The organism is Butyricicoccus sp. AM05-1, assembly GCF_003474415.1.
Taxonomy (GTDB): domain Bacteria; phylum Bacillota; class Clostridia; order Oscillospirales; family Butyricicoccaceae; genus Agathobaculum; species Agathobaculum butyriciproducens.
In genome coordinates, this window is record NZ_QUDG01000003.1 from 240,613 (window position 1) to 263,089 (window position 22,477).

At 57.3% G+C, this 22,477-nt stretch carries 18 protein-coding genes and 1 riboswitch; of the genes, 14 read left to right on the plus strand and 4 right to left on the minus strand.

Annotated features, from left to right (window positions below; all coding sequences use genetic code 11):
- Positions 1-9: 9 nt before the first annotated feature.
- Positions 10-85, minus strand: a riboswitch (Fluoride riboswitch).
- Between the two features lie 41 nt (positions 86-126).
- From DW088_RS07175 to proB, 3 genes are all read right to left on the minus strand, one after another.
- Entirely contained in the window at positions 127-732 is a 606-nt protein-coding gene (locus DW088_RS07175; protein ID WP_118360206.1) for a CYTH domain-containing protein, read from the minus strand.
- Positions 732-1,979 (minus strand): glutamate-5-semialdehyde dehydrogenase, encoded by a 1,248-nt coding sequence (locus DW088_RS07180; protein ID WP_118360207.1) that lies wholly within the window; start codon positions 1,977-1,979, stop codon positions 732-734. The genes DW088_RS07175 and DW088_RS07180 overlap by 1 nt, the downstream gene beginning before the upstream one ends.
- A 123-nt stretch (positions 1,980-2,102) precedes the next feature.
- Positions 2,103-2,903: a glutamate 5-kinase gene (proB, locus tag DW088_RS07185; protein WP_118360208.1), complete on the minus strand. Its 801-nt coding sequence runs from the start codon at positions 2,901-2,903 to the stop codon at positions 2,103-2,105.
- A 287-nt stretch (positions 2,904-3,190) separates the two neighbouring features.
- Between proB and DW088_RS07190 the strand changes: the two genes are divergently transcribed.
- From DW088_RS07190 to DW088_RS07255, 14 genes are all read left to right on the plus strand, one after another.
- Entirely contained in the window at positions 3,191-3,502 is a 312-nt protein-coding gene (locus DW088_RS07190) for a cell division protein ZapA (protein WP_158574630.1), read from the plus strand.
- Positions 3,499-5,532 (plus strand): U32 family peptidase, encoded by a 2,034-nt coding sequence (locus DW088_RS07195; protein WP_118360210.1) that lies wholly within the window; start codon positions 3,499-3,501, stop codon positions 5,530-5,532. The genes DW088_RS07190 and DW088_RS07195 overlap by 4 nt, the downstream gene beginning before the upstream one ends.
- Positions 5,532-6,092 carry a Maf family protein gene (locus DW088_RS07200; RefSeq protein WP_118360211.1) on the plus strand — a complete coding sequence of 187 codons (561 nt, stop codon included), beginning with the start codon at positions 5,532-5,534 and terminating at the stop codon, positions 6,090-6,092. Before DW088_RS07195 ends, DW088_RS07200 begins: the two co-directional genes overlap by 1 nt.
- A gap of 60 nt (positions 6,093-6,152) precedes the next feature.
- Positions 6,153-6,998, plus strand: a complete 846-nt coding sequence (gene mreC, locus DW088_RS07205) for a rod shape-determining protein MreC (protein ID WP_158574631.1) — start codon at positions 6,153-6,155, stop codon at positions 6,996-6,998.
- Positions 6,999-7,001: 3 nt separating this feature from the next.
- The gene (mreD, locus tag DW088_RS07210) at positions 7,002-7,514 is read left to right on the plus strand and encodes a rod shape-determining protein MreD (RefSeq protein ID WP_118285086.1); all 513 of its coding nucleotides are present in this window, start codon (positions 7,002-7,004) and stop codon (positions 7,512-7,514) included.
- Between the two features lie 26 nt (positions 7,515-7,540).
- Entirely contained in the window at positions 7,541-9,877 is a 2,337-nt protein-coding gene (locus DW088_RS07215) for a penicillin-binding transpeptidase domain-containing protein (protein ID WP_118360213.1), read from the plus strand.
- Between the two features lie 385 nt (positions 9,878-10,262).
- A complete protein-coding gene (locus DW088_RS07220) occupies positions 10,263-11,003 on the plus strand; it encodes a nucleotide-binding protein (protein ID WP_117490997.1) in 741 nt (246 codons plus the stop codon).
- A gap of 40 nt (positions 11,004-11,043) precedes the next feature.
- Entirely contained in the window at positions 11,044-11,454 is a 411-nt protein-coding gene (locus DW088_RS07225) for a methylglyoxal synthase (protein WP_110437294.1), read from the plus strand.
- A gap of 76 nt (positions 11,455-11,530) precedes the next feature.
- The gene (hisS, locus tag DW088_RS07230) at positions 11,531-12,889 is read left to right on the plus strand and encodes a histidine--tRNA ligase (RefSeq protein WP_118360214.1); all 1,359 of its coding nucleotides are present in this window, start codon (positions 11,531-11,533) and stop codon (positions 12,887-12,889) included.
- An 80-nt stretch (positions 12,890-12,969) separates the two neighbouring features.
- Positions 12,970-13,179 (plus strand): hypothetical protein, encoded by a 210-nt coding sequence (locus DW088_RS07235; protein WP_116704806.1) that lies wholly within the window; start codon positions 12,970-12,972, stop codon positions 13,177-13,179.
- Positions 13,180-13,412: 233 nt separating this feature from the next.
- Positions 13,413-15,224, plus strand: coding sequence for an aspartate--tRNA ligase (aspS, locus tag DW088_RS07240; RefSeq protein WP_118360215.1), 1,812 nt, complete (start codon positions 13,413-13,415; stop codon positions 15,222-15,224).
- Positions 15,225-15,297: 73 nt separating this feature from the next.
- Entirely contained in the window at positions 15,298-17,301 is a 2,004-nt protein-coding gene (locus tag DW088_RS07245; RefSeq protein ID WP_118360216.1) for an LTA synthase family protein, read from the plus strand.
- 417 nt (positions 17,302-17,718) lie between these two features.
- Complete coding sequence (locus tag DW088_RS07250; RefSeq protein ID WP_118360217.1) at positions 17,719-19,437, plus strand: solute:sodium symporter family transporter; 1,719 nt, start codon at positions 17,719-17,721, stop codon at positions 19,435-19,437.
- A 119-nt stretch (positions 19,438-19,556) separates the two neighbouring features.
- Positions 19,557-19,961, plus strand: a complete 405-nt coding sequence (locus DW088_RS07255; RefSeq protein ID WP_118285092.1) for a VOC family protein — start codon at positions 19,557-19,559, stop codon at positions 19,959-19,961.
- Between the two features lie 224 nt (positions 19,962-20,185).
- Here the strand turns inward: DW088_RS07255 and iolD are convergent, their stop codons facing one another.
- Positions 20,186-22,147, minus strand: coding sequence for a 3D-(3,5/4)-trihydroxycyclohexane-1,2-dione acylhydrolase (decyclizing) (gene iolD / locus DW088_RS07260; RefSeq protein WP_117491021.1), 1,962 nt, complete (start codon positions 22,145-22,147; stop codon positions 20,186-20,188).
- Positions 22,148-22,477 lie beyond the last annotated feature (330 nt).

Here is a 22,477-nt window from a genome sequence, read left to right on the forward strand (position 1 = left end):
GCGTAAATTTAGTACGCAGAAGTCATCAGCTTCGAAAGCGGTTTAGGACGTTCGTCCAAGGGAGAACCTCATTCCCCTATTGCAGTTCCCATTATACTGTATAGGAGCCGTCTTGTAAAGCGAAATTTACAGCGCCATCGCTCTCGCCAGCTTGCTGGTCGGCTCAACCACGAGGTCAAGCTGCTGCGCCAGCTCTGCGGCAAGCGCGTGGAAGGTATCCTCACTGCCTGCGACATACTCAAGTTCGATCTCGCACAGCGGCGCCGCTTTACCGTTATGACGCAGTTCGCCTTCGTCAAGCGCCATTTCGCACACGGTGTCGTCCTCCTGCAGCAGAACCGCACACCGGCGGAACGAAACCGTGCAGATTTCCTGCAGATCGGCTGCCAGCGCCCGCTCGCACAGGTCATTCGGTGCGCCAAGTTCGGGCAGTCGGCGCAGACCATCCAGCAGAGAGACCGCCTCGCACTGGTACTCCTCGTGGGCGCGCATGCCGTCCGGCGTATCCGTGTTGCGCAGCTTCATGCAGCACACGCTGCGGTCGTTCTCGCGGCGCAGACGCAGTGCCGCCTGATGTTCCTTCAGCAGTCCGTCCGCCGTGTCAAAATAGCTGGATTCCATGTTGATGGTTCGGCTCTGGCTGCCAATCCGCGAGGAAGCCCATAGCAGCGCCTGACCGAGCAGCTTTTCGTCGGCACGCCACTTGTATTCCTTCTCCATCGTTTTATCCATTATCGCACCTGTCCGTTTCCGTAAATGATATACTTGGTGGTGGTGAGCGCGGTCAGACCCATCGGACCGCGTGCGTGCAGCTTCTGGGTCGAAATGCCGATTTCAGCGCCGAAACCGAATTCAAAGCCATCGGTAAAGCGCGTAGAGGCGTTGACGTAGACAGCCGCCGCGTCCACTTCCTCCAAAAATCGCTGCGACGCATCGTAATCCCGGGTGACGATACACTCCGAGTGACCGGTGTTAAAGCGGTTGATATGCTCAATGGCCTCGTCCAGCGAATCGACCACCTTGCACGAAATCTCGTAGCCGAGGTATTCTCTGCCGTAATCCTCATCGGTTGCGGGTGCAATGCTGTCACCGAGGATGTCCATCGTGCGCGGACAGCCGTGAATTGCCACATGCTCGGGTGCCAGACCCTCTGCCGCCATCGGCAGGAATTTCTCCGCAACGTCCTTGTGGACGAGCAGGCTTTCCGCCGCATTGCATACGCTCGGGCGCTGGCACTTGGCGTTGACGAGAATATTCTTCGCCATTTCAAGGTCGGCAGTCGCATCAACGTAAACGTGGCAGTTGCCCGTGCCGGTCTCGATGACGGGCACGGTCGCGTTCATGACAACCGAGCGGATCAGTCCTGCGCCGCCGCGCGGAATCAGCACATCCAGATAGCCGTTCAGCTTCATCATCTGGGTTGCGGTGTCGCGGCTGGTGTCCTCCACCAGATTGATAGCGTTCTCCGGCAGACCCTCGGCCGCCAGCGCTGCGCGCATCAGTCTGGTCAGGCACATGGAGGACTGGAACGCCTCCTTGCCGCCGCGCAGAATGCACGCCGAGCCGGCCTTGAAGCACAGCACAGCCGCATCCACGGTGACGTTCGGACGAGCCTCGTAGATAATGCCGATCACACCCATCGGCACGCGCTTCTGACCGATGTTCAGGCCGTTCGGACGCTTATGCATCCAAAGCACCTCACCGACCGGGTCGGGCAGCGCCGCCACCTGACGGCAGCCTTCGGCAATGCCCGCAATGCGCTTTTCGTCCAGCATCAGACGGTCGATCAGGCCGTCGTTCAGACCTGCCGCTCTGCCGTTTTCAATATCAATCCTGTTTGCCGCGATGATCTCGTCCGCATGTGCCATCAGCGTGTCCGCAATGGCGAGAATGCCGCGGTTTTTGTCGTTCGTGCCGAGCTTCGCCACCGCGTACTTGGAGCGGCGGGCGTCCTCGGCAATCTGCATAAGCGTTCTCATTATATATTCACCTCATAATCTGCACAATTTATCTTGTAGGGCGTGACGACCTCGGCACGCCGCTGTAAACCATCTGCAATTCGTTAGAAACGGCGCGCCGAGTCGTCGCGCCCTACGGTTACGTTAGTGTTCTCTCTGGAATAACGTACCGACCGGCTTACCGTCCACAATATCGTACAAAAGTCCCTGCTTATCGCCGTTGGCGACCATCATTGGAATGCCTGCGTCCATGCAAAGCTCTGCGGCAGTGATTTTGGTCGCCATGCCGCCCGTGCCGTGCGCGGAACCGGCGCCGCCCGCCATACGGCGGATTTTTGCGTCGATCTTGCCGACGTGGTTAATCAGCTTGGCCTGCGGGTTGGTGCGCGGGTTGGAGTCGTACAGGCCGTCGATATCCGAGAAGATAACCAGCAGATCGGCATCGCACATGCGTGCCACAACCGCGGACAGCGTATCGTTATCGCCGAAGTTCTCGATATGCTTCAGCTCGGCGGTTGCAACCGTGTCGTTCTCGTTGATGATGGGCACAACGCCGATCTTGGTCAGCGCGGTAAACGTGTTATGGATGTTGGTGCGCTGGTCGTCATCGACGATATTCTCGCGCGTCAGCAGGATCTGCGCCACGTTAATGCCATATTCCAGAAACATCTTATCGTAAATGTGCATCAGCTCGCACTGCCCGACAGCCGCTGCCGCCTGCTTGACCGACAGCTCCTTCGGTCTCTCCGCCAGACCGAGCTTTGCCGTGCCGACCGCCACCGCACCCGAGGATACGAGCACCATCTCGAAGCCGCGGTTCTGCAGGTCGCTAATCGTGCGTACCAGACGCTCGATACGGCGGATATTCGGCTTGCCGTTGTCATAAGTCAGCGTCGAGGAGCCGACCTTGACGACAATACGCCGGACCTCGTTCATGTTCAGCATAAAAATGACCTCCAAAAGATAACGTGGAAGCCTTTTCCCGGACTTCCGCCAATATACACATTTTATCACACTAAAACGCGAGAGACAAGCCGAACACAAATCTTTTACACTTTATACACATTGTGAAAATTTTATACGGAGATTTTTATCGTTTGCACAGAATTTTTATTTCAAAACCCGTCATATTGTGCTATACTATATCTTATCTTCTTATGCCCAAATTCGACAGTACCGCTTTTCAGCGGCGCTGTCCGCATATATATTATAATGAAAGGAAGGGACCCGTTATGGCAAACCGCATGGTTCTTCATATTGCCGGTCAAAAATACAATCTGGTCTCCGACGAGAGCGCGGACTATATGAATGAGGTAGCCGAGCTGGCACGCCAGACCGTGGCGCACTGCGGCGGCTCGCCGTCGTTCGCATCCACACGCGCGCTGGCACTGGCAACGATCACGCTGGCGGATGATTACATCAAGGCCAAGTCTGCCGCCGAAGCCGCTGAGGCAAAATGCCGTGCCCTCGAAGCCGAGCTTGCCGCACTGCGCGACCGGCAGGCGCAGAATAACGGCAAGCACCCGAATCACAACCGCAAATGAGGAATAAAGTAGAACTTCTTGCTCCCGCCGGTTCGCCGGAGGGCATTCGCGCCGCTGTGCAGTCCGGTGCAGGCGCGGTCTATATGGGCTTCGGCATGTTCAACGCACGCCGCAACGCACAGGGCTTTTCGCATGACGAGATGGCGGATGCCATCGCCTACTGCCGCGCACGCGACGTAAAAACCAATATTACGCTCAACATTCTTGCCGGCGACCGCGAGCTTGAGGACGCACTCGAGGACGCAAAGTTCCTGTACGAAGCAGGCGCGGACGCGCTCATCATTCAGGATTTGGGACTGGCGCGGCTCATCCACGCACACGCGCCGGATTTCGCGCTGCACGCCTCCACGCAGATGACCATTCACACGCTCGACGCAGCAAAGCAGGCGCGCGACATCGGCTTTTCGCGCGTGGTGCTCAGCCGGGAATGCTCCCGCGAGGAGATCAAACTCATCACCGAGCAGGCCGGTGTCGAGACCGAGGTGTTCGTGCACGGTGCGCTGTGCATGTGCTACTCGGGTCAGTGCTACCTGTCCGCCGTGATCGGTCAGCGCTCGGGCAACCGCGGTCTGTGTGCACAGCCGTGCCGCCTGCCGTACAGCGGCGGCTATCCGCTGTCGCTCAAGGATCTCATGCTCGCCGGACATGTTGCCGAGCTGTCCGACTGGGGTGTGTCCTCGCTCAAGATCGAGGGCCGCATGAAGCGTCCGGAGTACGCCGCTATTGTAACCAAGGTCTACTCCGACCTGCTCCGTGAGCACCGCAGGCCGACCGCCGAGGAGCGCGACATTCTGCGCCGCGTGTTCTCGCGCGACGGCTTCACCGACGGCTACTACACCGGCAAACTGGGCAACAGCATGTTCGGCACCAAGACCGATGTGCCGATGAACGAGGTAAAGAAACTCTATGACGAGGCCGCGCATCGCTTTGCCGAGGGCAAGGAGGCACCGCTCGTGCCGGTTTCCCTCTGCTTTACCGCCCGCAAGGACACCGGCGCGGTGCTCAGCGCGGACGGCGTTTCGGTCGTCATGCCGGTAGAGCAGGCGCAGAACCGCCCGACCACACCGGAGATGATCGAAAAATCGCTCAGAAAGACCGGCGGCACGCCGTTTTATATTGAGAATATGCGTATCGAGGTGCAGGACGGCCTGATGATCCCGGCGTCCGTGATGAACGGCATGCGCCGCGACGCACTCGACCTTCTGCTGGCAAAACGCGGCGTTGCGCCCTCCCGCGACTGGCTGCACGGCAGCGTGCTGCCGCGCGACGACGAGGCCGCTGCCCGCGAGGGCTTCCGCGGCTACACCGCAGCCGTGCGCACCAAGGCGCAGGCAGATGCGCTGCGCGAGCTTGGTCTGGAGACCGTTTACGTCCCGCTTGAAGTTGCAGCGCAGACCGGACTGCCCGCCATCCTGCCGCGCGTGTTCTCGGACAACGAGCAGCCGCAGATCGAGATGCTGCTCGGCGAAGCCATGAGCCGAGGAACCGACACGGTTCTCGCAGGAAACATCGGTCATATCCCGCTTGCAAAGAGATTGGGCTTTACCGTGCACGGCGATTTCGGTCTGAACGCCTACAACAGCAAAACGCTGAGCGCACTGGCTGAAATGGGCGTTTCCCGCCAGACGCTTTCGTTCGAGGCTCGTCTGGCGCAGATTCGAGATATGCGCGGTCCGCTCGAAACCGACCTGATCGTCTACGGCCGTCTGCCGCTGATGATCTTTGAAAACTGCGCCATTCGCCGTCAGCACGGCGGCAAGTGCTCGTGCCAGAACGGCGTGACGTACCTCACCGACCGCCGCAAGGAGCGTTTCCCGCTGCTGAACGAATTCGGCTGCCGCAACACGCTGCTGAACAGCCGTCCGCTGTGTCTGCGCGAGGATTTCGCCCGTCTGGGCGTACAGACCGCGCGTCTGCAGTTCACCATCGAATCGCCCGAGGAATGTGTGCGGATTGCCCGCGCGTTCCTGTCCGGCGCACCGCTGGACGGCGAATTTACCAACGGATTATATAAAAGAGGAGTCGAATAATGGAGATCGTTTTAGCGTCCGCTTCGCCGCGGCGCAAGGAGCTTCTGAGCCTTATCACCGAACACTTTACGGTCTGCCCTGCCGATGCGGACGAAACCCTGCGGGATGCGCCGCTCAGTGAGGAAGTCACCCGTCTTTCCCGCCTCAAGGCCGAGGCTGTGCAGGCGCAGCACCCGAACGCCGTGTGCATCGGCTCGGATACCATGGTCACGATCGACGGACTGCGCCTCGGCAAGCCGAAGGACGCGGGCGAGGCCGCTTCCATGCTCCGCCGTCTGCGCGGACGCACCCACGAGGTGCTGACCGGACTTGCCGTGCTCACGCCGGACGGCGGGGCGCACACGCTGCACACCTGCACGCGCGTCACCTTCCGCGATTTTGCGGAGGACGAGCTTGCCGCCTACCTCGCCACCGGAGAGCCGCTCGACAAGGCCGGCGCCTACGGCATTCAGGGCCACGGCGCACTGCTCATCAAGGGCATCGAGGGCGACTATTACAGCGTCATGGGTCTGCCTGTGGCTCCGCTTTATACCATTCTGCGCGATATTCATGCGGTGTAAGCCGCATTTACCTGCTGAAATTCCACATTTCAGTGCAACATTATGAAAGGAAGATTCGTTTTGCGACGACGTCATAAAGTCGGCTCTCCGCTCCTGATCGGTGCGGCAGTCGTCATTCTGCTGTGCATTCTCTCCGCGGTGTACAGCGGCATCAGCGGCAATTCCTCGCCGATCACGAGAGCCGCCGGTGCGGTTGTCCGGCCGTTTCAGCAGTTCGGCACCGGTGTCGGACACTTTTTCAGCAAGGGACTGGATTATTTCACCGAGTTTGATGCACTCAAAGCCGAGAATGAGCAGCTCAAGCAGCAAATCAGCGACAATGCACAGCTTGTGCGTGACGCACAGATCGCGCTCGAGGAAAACAACCAGCTGCGCTCTCAGCTTGGGCAGCCGGAGAACACCCGCACCACCACCACGGTCAGCGCCGAGGTCATCGCCCGCAGTCCGGGCGACTGGGCGGATACGCTGACGTTGGACAAGGGCAGCTCGAGCGGCGTCAACAAGGACGATCTTGTAACGACCGTGGACGGCATGCTCGGCTTTGTCAGCGAGGTGACCGACAACACCTGCGAGGTGACTTCCATCACCGACCCGAAAATGCAGTGCGGCGCGCTTGTCACCCGCACGCGCGAGACCGCCATTGCGGAGGGCGACTATAACCTGATGACACGCGGTGCACTTCGCCTGTCCTATCTGCGCGAGGACTCCAAGGTGGTCGTCGGCGATACAGTCGAGACCTCGGGACGCGGCGGTGTATTCCCCAAGGGCATCCTCATCGGCACGGTGGAAAGCGTGCAGCCGGAGGAAAGCGGTCTGTCCTACTATGCGGTCATCAAGCCGTTTGTCAGCGTGGACAGCGTTTCCTCGGTTTCCATCATCACCGAATACACGGACACAGCGGAGTAAGCCATGCAGAGAGAACATATTTCCATCCCGAAGCTGATCGTGTATGTGCTGTTTTCGGTGATTATCTTCGCGCTGCAGACCGGCACGTTCGGCGGCATGCGCATTTTCGGCTCTGCGGTCGATCTGCTGCCCGCACTCGTCACGGCAGCCGCGCTGCTCGGCGGTCCGGCGGAGGCGGCTGTTACCGGCGTGACGGTCGGCATCTGCTATGACCTCAGCTTCACCGGCGTGGACGGTCTCTATCCCCTGTTTTTCCTGCTGTTCGGCTATGCCGCCGGAAAACTCTGCCAGAGACTGCTCACCCGCAATTATATTTCCATGCTCATCCTTACGGCGTTTGAGTGTGTGCTGCTCGGTCTGCTGCGGTATCTCTTCTCGCTGATGCATGCAGGCGCGTCCTTCCTGATCGTCCTGCGGCAGCTTGCCGTTGGTACGGTGCTGACCTGCCTGTTCTGCTTTATCGTTTACCTGCCGCTGCGCAGGCTCAGCGGCAAATCCCGCAAGCGCAGCCGCTGACCCTTTGCGGAAAGGAGCACTTCCCCATGTTAAATAAACCTCAACTGCTTCGCCGTCTGCTCGCGCTGTGCGGACTGCTGCTGCTGTGCAGCGGTGTGGCGCTCTCGCAGTTATTCCAGCTGCAGATTTTGAGCGGCGAAAAGTATGTCCGCCGCTCGGCGGAGTTTCTCACCACCACGTCTACGGTTTCCGCAGCCCGCGGTGAGATCCTCGACCGCTATGGCAGACCGCTCGTCACCAACAACACCGGCTTTTCGCTCGTGCTCATCTACTCGTCCTTCTGGGACGGCAACGACAAGCGGTTTGATACCCTGCTCGATCTGACGCACCGTATCCAGACCGCAGCCGTGGACGCGACCGCCAAGCAGAATGCCGCAAAGACGGCTGCTGCCACCGATACCTCGAGTGACACCTCTGCGGATGCCGCAGACAGCACGGATACGTCCTCGGACACCCCGACCGACACCGCGCAGGCGGTTTCTGCGGACACGGCGACGATTCCGTCCATCAACGACCGGCTGCCGATCACGCAGTCCGCGCCGTTCACCTACAACAGCTCATCGCTGACCGAATTATCGGGTTATATGAAGGACAGCGCCAAGTCGCTTGGTCTGGATGCGGTTACGGCGGCCGTAGACGCTGCCAAGCAGGCGAGCGAGACCGACCCCAAGACCGACGAAAACGGCAACATCATTGATCAGGCAGCGCAGGTGGATGCGACCAAGCTGGTCTCCCCGACCGAGTTTATCAATGCCATGCGCGCCTATATGGAGAAAAACCTCGGCATGCCGACCGATCTCTCGCTTGCGGACGCCCGCACGATGGTCGGCATCTATTACAGCATGCGCACGGTCGGCTTCAGCAATCAGGCGACCTACACGCTCGCGGACAATGTGCCGATGGACCTGATCGCCTATATCAAGGAGCACAGCGCGGATTTTCAGGGCATTGAAATCCAGAGCGAAGCCGTCCGCCAGTACGACACCGCCACCGCCGCGCACCTGCTCGGCACGATCGGCTCCCTGACCTCCGACGAGTGGAATTCCGACAAAAACGGTGGTCCCTACAAGGACAAGGCAGGCTACCAGATGAGCGATCTCATTGGCAAATCCGGTCTGGAGAGCGCGCTCGAGTCCTACCTGCACGGCACGGCAGGCTCCCGCACGGTGGAGACCGACCTTGGCGGTTCGGCAATTGCAGAGCAAACCACCGCTACGGCTCCCAAGCCGGGCGACAATGTTATCACCACGATTGACCTTGACCTGCAGGAAGTCGCCGAGAAATCGCTGGAAAGCAATCTGTCTGCCTACGGCAAGGGCGGCGCGGCTGTTGCGCTCGACCCGAACACAGGCGAGGTGCTCGCGATGGCGTCCTACCCGACCTACGATCTGGCAAACTACAACAAAAACTACGCCTCCATCCAGGCGGACAGCCGCCATCCGGAGGTAAACCGTGCAACCTCGGGTGTGTACCCGCCGGGTTCCACCTTTAAGATGGTGACCGCCATCGCGGGTCTGGAGGAAGGCATCATCTCCGGCGACACCTACGTTACCTGCACCGGCACCTACGAGTACGGCGGACAGACCTTCCGCTGCAACAACCACGACACGCCCATGACGCTCAACGTCACGGATGCGCTCAAATACTCGTGCAATACGTTCTTCTACACGGTCGGTCAGAAGCTGACCGGTGAGCACCTCGAGCAATGGACTAAGAAGTTCGGTCTCGGCACGGCGACCGGCATCGAGGTCGGTGAAACCACCGGTCAGGCGGCAGGCCCGACCTACCGTGAGCAGCAGCGCAAGGCCGACCCGGCGATCCGCGAATGGCAGGGCGGCGATGATCTGAACGCAGCGATCGGTCAGTCGGATAACGGCTTTACGCCGCTGCAGCTGGCAAACTATGTTTCCGCGATTGTAAACGGCGGCACGCTGTACAAGCCGACGCTCGTCAAAAGCATCAAAAGCTACGATTACAGCAGCTTCATGAAAACCGATGAATCCGAGGTGCGCGGCAAGATCGACATTTCGGATGCCACGCGTGAGCTTGTCATGCAGGGCATGAGCGAGGTTACCGACGAGGGCGGTACCGCAGGCAGCGTTTTCGCAGACTACCCCATCAAGGTCGGCGGCAAGACCGGTACGGCCGAGATGTTCGAGAACGGCGAGTCATTCGACAACGGTCTGTTCATCGCGTTTGCACCCTTTGACAACCCGCAGATCGTTATCTGCGTGGTCGGTGAAGGCGCAGGCCACGGCGCTTACGTTGCGCCGATCGTGCGTGATATGCTCGATGAGTATTTCTCCATCGGCAAGTCAGACAGCGCAGCCTCCCGTCAGGCGGAGAACACCCTGATTCGATAAAACAATTGTAAGCGAAACTGCAGTTTCGCGGCAGCCTAAGCCCGGCAAATGTGATTTTGCCGGGTTTTTTCTTTCCAAACCCGGTGCCATTTGAAGTTTTCGTCAAAAAATTCGCGATGAACGCTTGTAAACCGCCCGCTGTTAGTTTATAATACACTTGTAGGCGAATCTGCAGATTTATGCGGTATTGCCTTAAGGCAATACCGCATAATTGAACAAGAGCGATTTGCGAGCAAATTTTGCGTTCTGACAAGGCACGGTTTTGCGGTAATACTTGATGTATTACCGTGAAATCGCAACAAAGTCAGGGCACAAAATTTCCGCAAAGCGCCGCAGCTTTAATTATGCGGTATTGCCTTAAATAAGGTTTTCTTTCGGAGGCGGTATGTTGAAGGTGATTCTTGTTGCGTCCGGTAAGGGCGGCACAGGAAAAACTTCCCTTACAGCGGGCGTAGGCGCGGCTCTCGCGCAGCTTGGCAGCAAAGTGCTGCTGATTGACGGCGACTGCGGTCTGCGCAATCTGGATATCGTGCTCGGCATGTCCGACCGGGTGGTCTACTCGTTTGCCGATGTGGCAGGCGGCGCGGTTCCCCTCGCGGATGCCATGGCGTGCCATCCGGATATGAAAACGCTGTACTTACTCACTGCACCGGTGGCGCTTCCCGCTCTCAGCGAGCGCGGCATGGAGCAGCTGGCTGTGCAGGCCGAGGAGGCCGGGTTCGACTACCTGCTGATCGACGGTCCCGCCGGACTGCCGGCTGAGCTTTCCTTTCTGGCGCATATTGCCACGCAGGCGATCATCGTCACCTCGACCGACCGCGTGTGTGTCCGCGGCGCGGAACGCTGCGCCCGCAAGCTGGAGGAGGAATACTGCATCCAGCGCATCCGCATGGTGCTCAACCGCGTGCGTCCGCAGCTCATCAGCCACGGCAAATCCGGCAACATCGACGACGCGATGGACGAAGCGGGGCTTCCCCTGCTCGGTCTCGTGCCCGAGGATGTGGACCTCATTTCGTGCAGCAACAGCGGCAGGAGCATTCATGCCGTCAAGCACACGGGCGCGGCTCGCGCCTTTATGAATATCGCCCGGCGGCTCAACGGCGAGCGTATTCCACTTAAATTGTAAGTAATCTCAAAATGAATATACAGGAAAGGGGTTATTCCTGATGAATATAGCACTGATCGCACATGACCGCAAAAAAGAACTGATGGTACAATTTTGCATGGCATACTGCGGTATTCTTGCAAAGCATAACATCTGTGCCACCGGCACCACCGGCAAGTTTGTTGAAGAAGCTACCGGTCTGAAAATCGACAAGTGCCTTGCGGGTATGCAGGGCGGCGAGGAGCAGATCTCCGCGCGCGTAGCCTACAACGAGATCGACCTCGTGCTGTTTTTCCGTGATCCGATGTCCAACGCACAGTACGAACCGGACGTCCATGCGATTTCCCGCCTGTGTGACATGCACAATATCCCGATTGCAACCAACTCGGCAACCGCTGAAATGCTCATCCTCGGTCTGGATCGCGGTGATCTGGATTGGCGTAATATTGTCAACCCGAAGAACAAAAAATAAACAATAGCATTCGTTGCACCGGATCGGGTACGCCAATTCGGTGCATACGTCTGTCTTGAGGAGAATCAAAATAGTTATGGAAAAAGTAAAACCCAGAACCTTATCCGGCTTTATGGAGCTGCTTCCGGCACCGCAGGTGCAGATGGAGCGCATCATGCAGGTACTGCGCGAAACCTATGCGCTGTACGGCTTCTATCCGCTGGATACCCCGCTGATCGAGTCCTCCGAGGTGCTGCTTGCCAAGGGCGGCGGAGAGACTGAAAAGCAGATCTACCGCTTCACCAAGGGCGACAGCGACCTGTCCCTGCGATTCGATCTGACCGTACCGCTGGCAAAGTATGTTGCCCAGCACTACGGCGAGCTGACCTTCCCGTTCCGCCGTTTCCAGATCGGCAAGGTTTACCGCGGTGAGCGCGCACAGCGCGGCCGTTTCCGCGAGTTCTATCAGGCGGACATCGACGTCATCGGTGACGGCAAGCTGGATATCATCAACGAGGCCGAGGTGCCGAGCATCATCTACAAGACGTTCACCTCCCTGGGCCTCGAGCGCTTCAAGATCCGCATCAACAACCGCAAGGTGCTTAACGGTTTCTTCGCTATCCTCGGTCTGACCGAGAAGGCCGGCGACGTGATGCGCACCATCGACAAGCTGGAGAAGATCGGCGCAGAGAAGGTAAAGACCATTCTGGTCGAAGATTTCGGCGTGGAAGCTGCTACGGCTGACGAGCTGCTGAAGTTCATCGAGACGCCGGGCGGCACCGAGGGTATCCTCGCGGCGCTGGAGAGCTACAAGGGCAAGAACGAGGTATTCGACCTCGGCGCAGAGGAGCTGAAAACGGTTGCAACCTATATGCAGGCGTTCGGCGTTCCGGCTGACCACTTTGAGATCGACCTGACCATTGCCCGCGGTCTGGACTACTACACCGGCACCGTTTACGAGACCGCTATGCTCGACCATCCGGAAATCGGTTCCATCTGCTCGGGCGGCCGTTACGACAACCTCGCCGAGTACTACACCGACAAGCAGCTGCCGGGCGTGGGCATTTCCATCGGTCTGACCCGTCTGTTCTACGTTCTCGGTGAGCAGGGCTACCTGAACGACCAGATGAACAAGGCACCGGCGGACGTGCTCATCCTGCCGATGACCGACGACATGGGCGCCGCTATCAAGACCGCTACCGCTCTGCGTGAATCGGGCATCCGCACCCAGCTGTACAGCGAGCAGAAGAAGTTCAAGCACAAGATCGGCTACGCCGACAAGCTGGACATTCCGTTCGTTATCTTCCTCGGCGAGGATGAGATTAACGCGGGCGTGGTCGCTGTCAAGGATATGGAAAGCGGCGAGCAGGTCAAGGTTTCGCTTGACGAGGCAGCTAAGCTGATTCATGACGGTCTGGCGAAGAAGAACGCAGGCAAGGTCATTTGCGACAAGTAAACTTGTCGAATTAGGAGTTCGTAATTAGTAATTATTTACTCCAAGGATAGGATTTTCAACTGAATATGGAGGGATTGTTTATGAAACAGCTTGTTTACGGCGGTATTCTCATGATTACGGGTATGCTTGGTATCATTGTTTCGCTGATGCTGCTTTCTATCTTTACCAATACGGGTGCATCGATACCGTTCCTTATCGCCTTCGTCGGCATCATTCTGTTTGCGATTATGGTCTTTCTCGGCTATTATGAGCACGTTCGTCCGGCGATGAAGAATACAGACAATGAGTAACTTAAATTATCCATATCTCAGCTAATCCGCGCGACAGCGCGTATTAAATAGAATTTGCTCTGCAAATTCATAAAAACCGGGAGCATGTATCACGGTTTTTATACCCTAAGAGGGAGAAAGTTTCTGCACAGGAACTTTCGGACGACTTTGGAACGGCCCACGGTCCGTTCCTGCTTGTCGGCGAAACTGTAGTTTCGCGACAGCCGAAATCTTAGTAATAAGGATTGATAAACATGAATAACACATCTATTGCAGGCATGAAGCGCACGCATATGTGCGGCGAGCTTCGCCTGGAGCACGCCGGTCAGACCGTTACCGTAAACGGCTGGGTTGACCGCGTGCGCGACAACGGCGGCGTACTGTTCCTGCTGCTGCGCGACCGCGCGGGCATTGTACAGTGCACCTTTGACAAGTCGGTCAATGCTGACCTGTTCGACATTGCCTTCACCTGCCGCACCGAGTTCGTTGTAGCGGTAAAGGGCAAGCTGGTGGCCCGCGACGCGGCTGCCATCAACAAGAAGATGCCGACCGGCGAGGTCGAAATTATTGCCGAGGACATCCGCATTCTGTCCAAGGCGGAGACCACCCCGTTTGAGATTGACGACACCAAGGAGGTCGGTGACCAGATCCGTCTGAAGTACCGCTACCTTGACCTGCGCCGTCCGTCCATGCAGAAGAACCTGATGCTGCGCCACCGCGTAACGCAGGTTGCCCGCAACTACTTCGACGAGCACGGCTTCCTCGAGATCGAGACCCCGATGCTGACCAAGTCCACCCCGGAGGGCGCGCGCGACTACCTCGTGCCGTCCCGTGTACATCCGGGCAAGTTCTACGCTCTGCCGCAGTCCCCGCAGCAGTACAAGCAGCTGCTCATGCTGTCCGGCATGGACCGTTACATTCAGATCACCCGCTGCTTCCGCGACGAGGACCTGCGTGCCGACCGTCAGCCGGAGTTCACCCAGATCGACCTTGAGATGTCGTTCGTTGAGCAGGACGATGTTATCGCCGTCAACGAGGGCTTCCTCCAGCGCGTATTCAAGGAAGTGCTCGATGTTGACATTCAGCTGCCGCTGCCGCGCATGACCTGGCAGGATGCAATGGACAAGTACGGCTCGGACAAGCCGGACGTTCGCTTCGGCTTTGAGATCAAGGATATTTCCGACATCGCGGGGGACTGCTCGTTCAAGGTGTTCAAGGACACCGTAGCGAACGGCGGCACGGTTCGTCTCATCAACGTAAACGGCTATGCGGACAAGTTCCCGCGCAAGGAGATCGACAAGCTCGGCGAGTTCGTCAAGACCTACCGCGCAAAGGGTCTGGCATGGATGAAGATTGCCGCGGACGGCAGCATGACTTCTTCGTTTGCCAAGTTCCTGTCCGAGGACGAGATTGCGGCCATCAAGGAGCGTGCAGGCGCAAAGGAGAACGACCTGCTGTTCGTTGTTGCCGACGCAAACTGGCAGACCGCCGCTGTGGCTCTGGGCGCGCTGCGCTGCGAGCTGGCTAAGCGCCTGGGTCTGGCTAAGAAGGACGACTTCAAGCTGCTGTGGGTCACCGAGTTCCCGCAGTTCGAGTACAGCGAGGAGGAGAACCGCCTCGTTGCCATGCACCATCCGTTCACCGCACCGATGGACGAGGATATCCCGCTGCTGGACACCGATCCGGCCAAGGTTCGTGCCAAGGCTTACGACATTATCCTCAACGGCTGTGAGCTGGGCGGCGGCTCCATTCGTATCCACGATCCCGAGCTGCAGACCAAGATGTTCGAGGCCCTCGGCTTCACCGAGGAAAAGGCCAAGGAGCAGTTCGGTCACCTGATCACTGCGTTCTCCTACGGCGCACCTCCGCACGGTGGTCTGGCTTACGGTCTGGATCGTCTGTGCATGCTGCTCGCCGGTCTGGATTCCATCCGCGACGTGATCGCCTTCCCGAAGGTTCAGAACGCGTCCGACCTGATGATGAACTGCCCGGATATCGTAGATGACAAGCAGCTGGACGATCTCTCTATCGCAGTTACCCGCGTAGAGGAAACGCCTGAGGCATAAATTCTAACGACTTGAGAAGCCGCTGCGGAAACACCACAGCGGCTTCTCCGTTTCTGCGAAAGGAGCAACTTTTTTGAGTATTGAACGCAAGGTTCAAAACGAAACCGGAAGAAATCCGTACCGAACCGGTGCAAACGTACTGCTGCTCGTTGCGTTTTTCCTGCTGTTCCATCCCCTGCTGAGCAGGGGCTCGCTGATGTATCAGCCGACCATCTCGCACTGGCTGACCGCAGGCGCATTTGTACCGCTGGTGCTGCGTCCGTGGCGCCGCAACCACCCGTTTGCGGAAAATCACACGCGGCTGTACGCGGCGGTTCTGCTGGTGCATGACGTGCTGCTGTTCCTGTCTGCGGCGGCTGTCAGCTTGATCCTGGTGGAATACATGGTCAAGGGCTGTGTCATCACGCTCAAGCAGTCTTTTTTTCAGGGCTGGATCTGCTATGTGGCGGTCTACGCCGCGGCGTATCTGATCTGCGGTAACGTGCGTATCGGCGTATGCCTCGGCATGGCAATTTCGATGATCCACGGCATGATCGACCACTACGTTATGCTGTTCCGCGGCACGCCTGTCATGCTGAGCGACATTGCCGCCATCGGCACGGCAGCCAACGTGTCCAAGGGCTACTCCGCACCGATAGAGCTTTCCGTGCTCCGCGCCGCGGCGGCGGCTGTGCTGTTCTGCGTGAGCGTATGCCTGATGCAGCGCAGCTTCAAGGTGCACAAGCGCTGGTACTTCCGCAGACTGTTTTCGCTGCCGTGCGTGCTCGTGCTGGCGTTCATCGCCTACACCGGCATCCAGACGGTCGGCACCGGACTGGCTTTCTGGCAGTCCAGCCGCCAGTACAGCGAGATTTTCTACTTCCTGCGCTGCGCGACCAGCTCGTTTGTCAAGCAGCCGGAGGGTTACAGCGCGGATTCGCTTTCTGACGCACAGAGCGAATTTACCGGCAAACAGGGCACGAAAACGCCCAATCTGATCGTGATTATGAACGAATCCTTCTCGGATCTCGGCTCGGTCGGTGCGCTTGAGACCAACGAGGACCCCATGCCGTATGTGCACAAGCTGATGCAGGGTCAGGAGAACACCATCAGCGGTCAGCTGACCGTTTCGACCTTCGGCGGCGGCACCGCCAACACCGAGCTGGAGTTCCTCACCGGCGATTCAATGGCGTTCCTGCCGTACAACTGCTCGGCGTATCAGGTGTTCATCAAGAGCGAAATGCCCAATCTGACCTCGGGTCTGGATTCGCTCGGCTACCAGACGGCGGCGATTCATCCCTATCTGTCCACCTCGTGGAACCGCACGAACGTTTACCGCTTCTTCGGCTTTGAAGCGCAGTATTATCAGGACGATTTTGCCGCTGACGCCGGTCGTGTGCGCGATTATATCAGCGACAGCGCAAGCTACAAGAAGATTTTCGAGCTGTACGAGAGCAAGAGGGAAAACACGCCGCTGTTCGTGTTCAACGTAACGATGCAGAACCACGGTGGCTATGACTGGGACGGCGAGGGTTACTTCGACAAGCGCATCTACCTCACCGGCGAGGAGCAGGACAAGTACCCGACGGTTGACCAGTACCTGTCGCTCGTGCGGTACAGCGACGACGCCGTGCAGGAGCTGATCAGCTACTTCTCCAAGGTGGATGAGCCGACGGCGATCGTGTTCTTCGGCGACCACCAGCCCAATCTGCCGGAGGACTTTTACAACACCCTGCTCGAGAGTCAGCGCGGCGATCTCTCGGATGCCGAGCTGCGCCAGAAAAAGATGGTAACGCCGTTCTTCATCTGGGCTAACTACGACATCGAGGAGCAGACAAACATGCAGATCAGCGCGAACTATCTGTCCGCGTATGCGCTGAACGCGCTCGGCTGCTCGACCTCGGGCTTTGACCAGATGCGCCTTGCCCTGCAGCAGCAGATTCCGGTGATGAACGTCAACGGCTACCGCCTGCCGGACGGCTCCTGGTATCCGCAGAGTGAACAGCCGGAAAACGACCTGCTGAACGATTATCACCATGCGGAATATGCGCAGATTTTTGACGCAAAAAATCGCAGCGATGAATGGTATACACCGTAATTCCGTACAGAATCCCCGCTTTATGCGGGGATTTTTTCCTTGTAAAAAAGATACAATTTTACGAATTTTTTCGTTGTTATTGATAATTTTTTAACGTTCACTTTGTAAATCTGCTTTTAGTTGACGTCGAAATGCACAAATACGCCTTCTTGTTTATGTGCAAGTATCCAAAGTGCAAAAAAAGTAAAAAAAATGTTTTGCTATAGCCTCTGTATAGTGTTAAAATAACTCTCGGACAAACGGCAACGCGGTTTGCCCATTTAACAGATCATCAGTCCTTCGATTGACGGTCTTGTTTTTTGGGATCTTGCGGGCACGCGCACGCAAGCGCAGACCGAGGCCGTCATTCAGAAATCGTTTCGGTGGATTTTGAGGGATCTCCGCCGGGACACAAAATTTTTACAAGGGGAGAAAAAGATGAACTTCGTAAACTCCATGGCGTTTACCGCGATCACCTTCGTGGCGTTCACGGCACTCGTCGCACTCATCTCGTGGTGGAAAACCCGCGGTGACAACCTCGACACGCAGGACGGCTACTATCTCGGCGGCCGCAGCCTGACCGGCCCGGTCATTGCCGGTTCTCTGCTGATGACCAACCTTTCCGCAGAACAGCTCGTTGGCAACAACGGTCAGGCAGTTCGCGTCGGCATGTCCACCATGGGCTGGGAGGTAACCTCTGCAATCGCTCTGGTAATCCTCGCATTCGTACTGATGCCGAAGTACCTGAAGACCGGTCTGACCACCGTTCCGCAGTTCTTTGAGCAGCGCTACGACGAAGGCACCCGCCGTCTGGTTTCCATCATCGTACTGCTCAGCTACGTTGTAATCATGCTGCCGAACATCCTGTACGCAGGCGCACAGGTATTCGTAAACATCTTCGGCATTGACGAGATGTTCGGTATTTCCCGTTTCGCAGCAATCGCAATCGTCTGTGTTGCAACCGCAATCATCGGTTCTATCTACGCCATCTTCGGCGGCCTGAAGGCAATCGCACTGTCCGACTCCATCAACGGCCTCGGCCTGATCGTCGGCGGCCTGCTGGTTCCGGTATTCGGCTTCATGTTCCTGTCCGGCCAGCTCGGCGGCGACGGCTCCTTTATGGACGGCTTCGACAAGTTCCTGCACACCAATCCGTCCTACCTGAACGCCATCAACGAGGTTAACACCCCGGAGCCGTGGCTCCCGTGGCCGCTGCTGTTCACCGGTCTGCTGGTCAACAACATGTACTACTGGGCAACCAACCAGTCCATCATCCAGCGTACCTTCGGTGCTAAGAACCTGAAGGAAGCACAGAAGGGCGCCGTATTTGCAGGCTTCCTCAAGATCATGACTCCGCTGATCATCGTTGTTCCGGGCGTTATCTGCGCACTGGCTTACCCGGGCATGGACTGGGGTTCCGGCGACTCCGCTTACCCGATGCTGGTAGCACAGGTTATGCCGAAGCCGATTCTGGGCTTCTTCGCTGCTGTAATGTTCGGCGCGATCCTGTCCTCCTTCAACTCGGTACTGAACTCCGCATCCACCATCTACGCACTCGACATTCACCGTCCGCTGTTCAACCCGACCGCATCCGATGCCCGCATGGTTAAGATCGGCCAGAACTTCGGTACTGTAGTAGCAGTTGTTTCCACCATCATGTCCCCGTTCATGCTGTACATGGGCGGCATCACGAGCTTCGTAAACTCTGCTTTCGCTGCGTTCAACACCCCGATCTTTGTTTGCCTGCTGTGCGGCTTCTTCTGGAAGAAGGTTCCGGCTATCGCTGCTAAGATCGTCATCCCGGTACACGTTGTTCTGTACTTCATCCTCCAGTTCGGTCTGCGTAACGTCATTCCGTTCCTGAACAACATCCACTACCTGTACTTCACCGCGATCCTGTTCGTATTCGACATGCTGCTGATGTGGGTAATCGTTAAGAAGCATCCGCGTGCAACCGATTTCGAGCTGAAGGACGTAGGCGCTGTAGATCTGACCCCGTGGAAGAACGGCAAGATCTGGGCTACCGTTACCCTGCTGATCATGGTTCTGGCTTATATCATCTTCTCTCCCCTTGGCTTCGGCAAGAGCGAGAAGACCACCTACCAGAACTACCTCGAGAATCAGACCACTGCTTCGGTTTCCGATTCTGTTCAGTAATGCAACTCAAAACGACCGTCAAAAGACGGTCGTTTTTTTATGCCTGTCCCCTATGCAAATCCGCAAAAACGTGCTATGCTAATACTAAGGCGAGAACGCCCGCACAAGGAGGAATCACCATGAAGGAACACTATAAAGGTATCGGCCATATTGCGATCTACACCGTAGATATGGACCAGAGCATTGCATTTTACGAGATGATCGGCGGCAGTGTATTCAAGCGCGACGGCGTAGAGACGCCGGAAGGTCTGAAGAAGCTGGCGCTCGTTGAATTCGGCGGCTTCCTGCTCGAGCTGATCGAGCCGCCAGCAGGCACGCTCGTGCCGTCCGGCGAGGGCAGCATCCCGCACTTTGCCGTTTACGTTGACGACCTCGACAAGACCGCGGCTGACCTCAAAGCGGCAGGCGTTATCAGCTTCACCGCACCGGAGAAGAAGGTGCTGCCGAATACCTTCGGCGGCCTGCAGAACTGGTTCTTCACCGGCCCGTCCGGTGAGCAGATCGAGCTGCTGCAAATGCTGTAAAAAACGAACACCTCCCGTCTGTATCGATGGGAGGTGTTTTTTATGCAGCCCGACCTACGGAAACTATTTAATTCGCTCCTTAAAAATGAAACAGCATACAAATAAAAAACGAAACCACCACACTAATTCTCAATTCTCCATTATTCAGCCCTCAAGCGACAAAAAAGCTCCCAACCTCACGGTTGGGAGCTTTCATAAACCTAAAGCGAGTTTATCGCGCGCTATTAATAGTGGCGGGACTCGAACAGGTGATCCTCGATGCGCTTGCGGGCAGCCTGAACCTCAGCCTTCTGAGATACCTCAGCTACGCCTACACGCCACCAAGCCTCGTAGCCTGCGGACATGGTCTTCGGCAGAACCTTCATGTCGATCAGGGTGGAAACGGTCTGCTTCTTGGAATCCTCGATTGCAGCCTTCAGCTCGTCAAGAGTCTTAACGGTGTAGGTCTTGCAGCCGTAAGCAGCGCCGATTGCAGCGTAATCTACCTGGATTACCTTGCCCTTGTGTACGCCGTTGGTTACGCCTTCCTCAAGCATGTTCTTCTCGGTGCAGATGGAAGCGTTGCCGTTGGAAACCTCGAGGTTGTTGATGCAGCCGAAGGAAGCGTTATCGAACAGCATAACGTTGATCTTGTGGCCCATCTGAACCGAAGTGATCAGCTCAGAGTGCAGCATGTCGAAGGAACCGTCGCCGCACATAGCGTAAACTTCCTGATCCGGGCAAGCGATCTTAGCGCCCAGAGCGGAGGCAACCTCGTAACCCATGCAGGAGTAACCGTACTCCATGTGGTAGGTGTTCTCCTTGCGTGCACGCCACAGACCCTGCATGTCGCCCGGCAGAGAGCCTGCTGCTGCACATACGATAGCGTTGTCATCGATCATGTGGTTGATGGTGCCCAGAACGGTGGTCTGGCACAGCTTGCAGCCGGTATCCTCGATGTACTTCTCAACGCACTCACGGTTGTCGTCGTTGCACTCCGGGGTGAAGTGCTCCTTGTCGGTGTACTCAACCTTGTCCAGACGCTCAACCTCGGTCCACCACTCCTTGCGCAGAGCAGCAACTTCCTCAGCGTAAGCCTTGTCGGTGTGGTAGCCGATCTTAGCCAGCTCCTCGCCGATAGCAGTCAGAGCCTCGTTTGCATCAGCAACAACCGGAGTAGCGTCCATCTTGTAAGCCTGGAACTCGGACGGGTTGATGTTGACGAACTTCGCATCGGTGCGGTACAGCCACTTGGAAGCGGTGGTGAAGTCGGTGTAACGGGTGCCGACACCGATTACAACGTCAGCCTCGTGCGCCAGCTTGTTTGCAGCGATGCCGCCGGTGGTGCCCAGACCGCCGAGGTTCAGCTCGTGATCCCAAACAACAGCGGACTTGCCGGCCTGGGTCTCGCCGAATGCGATGCCGAAGTCCTCAGCGAACTTCTTGAATACCTTGTGTGCCTCAGCGTAACGAACGCCGCCGCCGCAGATCAGGAGCGGCTTCTTTGCGTTCTTGATGACCTCAACAGCCTTGTCCAGAGCATACTTGGTAACCGGACGGCGGTCGATGCGCCATACGCGCTTCTTGAAGAAGTCAACCGGGTAATCGTATGCTTCAGCCTGAACGTCCTGCGGCAGAGAAATTGCAACAGCACCGGTGTTAGCGGTATCGGTCAGCACGCGCATAGCGGAGATCATGTCGGTCATAACCTGCTCCGGACGGTTGATGCGGCCCCAGTACTTGGTAACAGCCTGGAAAGCATCATGAGCGGAGATGGACAGGTTCTGCGGCTGCTCCATCTGCTGGAGAACCGGGTCCGGCTGACGGGAAGCGTAGATGTCGCCCGGCAGGATCAGAACCGGAATGTTGTTAGCGGTAGCGGTTGCAGCAGCGGTAACCATGTTGCAGGCGCCGGGGCCTACGGAAGAGGTGCAGGCGAAGATGGACTTGCGGCGCATCTGCTTAGCGTAGCCAACTGCAGCCAGAGCCATGCCCTGCTCGTTCTTGCCCTGGTAAACAACCATGTCCTTGAGCTCCTGCTCAACGCCGTTAGCGAAACCAACTACGTTGCCGTGGCCCGGCAGCATGAAGATGCCCTTAACGAACTTGTGCTCCTGCTCGTTGCCATCCATATCAATGTAGCTGATATACTGGTTCTCGAGGAAGCGAACGAGTGCCTGAGACGCAGTCAGACGAACGGTTTCCATATGAATCATGTTGGAAATCCTCCTAAATAGAATACAAATAATAATGAATCAAAGCCAGTCTCCAACAAGCCTTGACTTAGCACCCTCCCTCTCCAAAAGGAGGGGCAAGGGAACCATAGGTTCCCAAACGCACGAGACAGATCTCGTGCCTGCCGCGCGCACGCGGCAGATGCAGTTCCTTATCAAAGTCCAGCTCCGCCGGACTTTGATACCACTGCCTCGGGACGTGGTGTCCCGAGCCTCGTTCGCTGTGCGAACGAGAGGGGGTTATCCGAAAAAGTTTCCTTGGGAACTTTTTCGGTATCTAAGGGAGCGAACACGCGCCTTAAA